Source organism: Mycobacterium innocens (assembly GCF_900566055.1).
Classification (GTDB): domain Bacteria; phylum Actinomycetota; class Actinomycetes; order Mycobacteriales; family Mycobacteriaceae; genus Mycobacterium; species Mycobacterium innocens.
The window spans coordinates 1-3,310 of the sequence record NZ_UPHQ01000164.1; the positions used below are offsets into that span (position 1 = coordinate 1).

Annotated in this window: 2 protein-coding genes; one reads left to right on the plus strand and one right to left on the minus strand. The window is 63.8% G+C overall.

Features of this window, described 5'->3' with window-relative positions:
• Positions 1 to 231: 231 nt before the first annotated feature.
• The gene (locus tag EET03_RS16085; RefSeq protein WP_075542522.1) at positions 232 to 1,668 is read right to left on the minus strand and encodes an FAD-binding oxidoreductase; all 1,437 of its coding nucleotides are present in this window, start codon (positions 1,666 to 1,668) and stop codon (positions 232 to 234) included.
• A gap of 849 nt (positions 1,669 to 2,517) precedes the next feature.
• Here EET03_RS16085 and EET03_RS16090 point away from each other — a divergent pair.
• A complete protein-coding gene (locus EET03_RS16090) occupies positions 2,518 to 3,234 on the plus strand; it encodes an IS110 family transposase (protein WP_244232389.1) in 717 nt (238 codons plus the stop codon).
• Positions 3,235 to 3,310: the final 76 nt, after the last annotated feature.

Below are 3,310 nucleotides of genomic sequence, written 5' to 3' on the forward strand. Positions count from 1 at the left end.
AGCGTGTCGAAGACCTCAATGATGTCTTCACGACTACCCGAACCCATGCCTGAAATCTTACGAACACCCACCGACAAGAATCGCCGTCATGTGACCACAGAAACCACAGTGACACAAGGGATTTAGAGATCAACTCTGTCCGGTCCGCCCTGTCGCATCGGGGCCGAATCAACGCAACCGGAATGTGGTTTCGACGACCATGGTCAGCCCCTGCTGACGCAGACTCGTGAGCTACAAATTCATCCCGGAGAACATGATCCGGCCCGGATCGTACTTCTGCCGTACCGCACTCAGCCGAGCCAGATTGGGGCCGAAATACCGCGACGGCGGCTGGCCTGCCTCAAGATAGTTCACATAGCCGCCGACCGAATACCGTTGCACCGCTTGGTGTGCGGTGTTGAGCCAGCCGGTCGCCGCCGCCGGGGAACCGGCGTTTTCGACGTACCACTGCACCAGCGCGCCTTGCCTCCGCCACGGAAAGGCGGTGGCCCCCGGCGCCACACTGGCGAGAGTGCCGTCGAGGGCATGCATGATCGCCAACATGCGGCCCGCGTCGCGGGGAAAGGCGTCGACCGCCGACGCGATCCCCGCGGCGACGGCCGGGTTGACGGTGGGAAAGACATCGGATCCGCCGACATATCCCAGCGGTGACGGGTTCAGGTTGTTGACGGCCAGATACCGCACCAGGTCCAGGTAATTGAACGTGTGGTTCTCGATACCGGTCGGTTGCGCGCCAACGGCTGAAGTGATGGCGTTCGCCGCAGCGCCACCGGACCCGGCCGGACAGGTCGCGAGGATACGGCAATGCGTACCAAGCGCATCGGTGGTGCTGTCGGCCAGCGCCCAGCTGGTCCGGTCGGCGGTACGCAGCCAGTTCTGCCAACCGACCAGAACCTGCGCGAACGACTGCGGTGGGAAATTGAGGTTCACCACATCGACGTCTTTGGTGGGGAAGGTGGCAAAGGTCAGCGAAGTCGTCACCCCGAAGTTGCCGCCGCCGCCGCCGCGCAGCGCCCAGAACAAGTCGGGATTGCTGGCCGCAGACGCGGTGACCGGCTGGCCACCCGGTAACACCACCGACGCCGACGTCAATTGGTCACACAGCAGACCCGCGTGCCGAGAATTGGCGCCCAGGCCGCCGCCCAGGGCGTGTCCCGCGGCACCGACCGTCGGACAGGTACCCGTCGGGATGCCGCGGCCGACCTCGGCCAGCGCCTCGTGCACCGCGTACAAACCCGTCGCGGGCGTCACCGTGACCTGCCCGGTGGCGGCGTCGTAGTTGACTCCCCCGGGCAGCTGACGCAAGTCGAGCACCATCACGCCGTCGGCCGTGGACGCCCCCGTATAGGAGTGTCCGCCACCGCGCGCAGCGACCTTGAGATTGTGTGCGGCGGCGAATGCCATCGCCTTTTGCACGTCGGCCGCCGACGTCGGAGTGACGATCACCGCGGGTGTCGAGCCGTTGTAGTTCGTGTTGAAAACCTGTTTGGCCGCCGCGAATTGGGGGTCAATTGGGCGTACCACCCGTCCGCCGACGGCCGCCGCCAGACCGTCCAAACCGGAGGCAGCGGGGTCGGCGGTGGCCCGGAACGGGCCTAGAAGCGCGCCGGCGGCCAATGCTCCGGCGGCACCCCGCAGAAACATCTGACGCGAGAATTCACGAGCCAACGTCGGGCTCCGACGATTGCGTCATGTCCGGCATTGTCGAGTACCGGGAACCGCTGTAGCGCACGACGTGTCGGACCATAACCGGAACGTGCCCGAACCGTTACCCCCCGCACGGCTGAGCTTCTTACTTTCATAGTCGACTGGCGGATCCGGGAACCAATCGATCCGGCGGGCGCTTGGCCCATTGCTCATCTGCAACCATGTAGTGCCAGCAAATCGCGCTACCATTCAGCGATGGCAAAGACGATCACGCTGCGGCTGTCTGATGACTGTCGCCCGCCACAGTGATGGGACCGGTTTGAGCTGGATTTAGCCACGGTCATGGGACCACCCCGTTTGCCAGTGATGGGACCACCCGGTGTGTCTGCCGGGTGGTTGCTCGATTACTGGATCGGATTGCTTCACGTCGATCGATGCGGAGGTCCGCTGAATGTATCGGGAGGTTTCGGTGATCGAGATTCGTGAGGTGCTGAGGGCGTGGCTGTCGGGTTCGGGCACTCCACTCGATAGCGGCCACGCACGTCGGCCTTGTGCTGACCGTCTCTGTGGATGACGACCACGGGGTGGCCATTCGTTATGTGAGCTCCATATCCCTTCCGGGGGACGCCTCGCGGGCGTAAAAATGGAGTCGGGTCGCTTGTCGACGTCGACGTTTCCTTGGGTGTGAGAGCCCGCATGTGAGCTTGGCGCCGGGGCCCGACCTGGAAGGGTCACGCACTATTGCCTCGAGCACGCCGGTCAGAATTTCGGTTCCCTTGACCTAAGCCCCCGGGCGATCCACCCGATATGGATGGATTCGGTTGGAGGCAAAGCGAAGTGGGTCAAAAGAGTAGGCGCAAACCGACGCCGGTGCAAAGTTCGGTGCCGGTGGAGATCCCCGATGCCGAGCACGAGCTGGTGATGGAGCGGGCGGCGGCGATCGACCTGGCCAAGGCGTCGGGCAAGGTGTGTGTGCGGTTACCCGGCAAGTCGGGGCGGCGGTTCAGCCGGGTGTGGGATGTACCTGCGCGCACCGGCGCCATCACCGAACTGGCCGCACAGCTCGTGGAACTCGGTATTGAGAAGGTGACCGTAGAGTCGACCTCGGATTACTGGCGGATCTGGTACTACCTACTCGAAGACACGGGCCTGGATGTGCAGTTGGTCAACGCCCGAGATGTCAAGAACGTGCCCGGTCGACCCAAAACCGACAAGCTCGATGCAGTCTGGCTGGCCAAACTCACCGAAAAAGGGCTGCTGCGACCAAGTTTCGTACCGCCGGCGCCGATCCGGGTGTTGCGGGACTACACCCGGCTGCGCGAGGACCTGACCCGGGAACGCTCTCGGTACTGGCAGCGACTGGAAAAGCTGCTCGAAGACGCGGCAATCAAAGTGTCGGCGGTGGCCTCGACACTGGACACACTATCGACGCGGGATATGGTCGAAGCCCTCATCGCCGGGGAGCGCGACCCGCGCCGACTGGCCGATTTGGCCCGCGGGCGGATGAAAACCAAACGCTCGGAGCTGATCACCGCGCTGATCCGAAAACAAGGTGATTTGGGCGCACGAAAGCTGGATGCGAGGTGAGGAGATCTCGCACCCAGGAGTAGGGCTGAGGCGATGTTGAGTTGGTTTAGGCGGCTTGGCCGGTGGGTTCGATGGT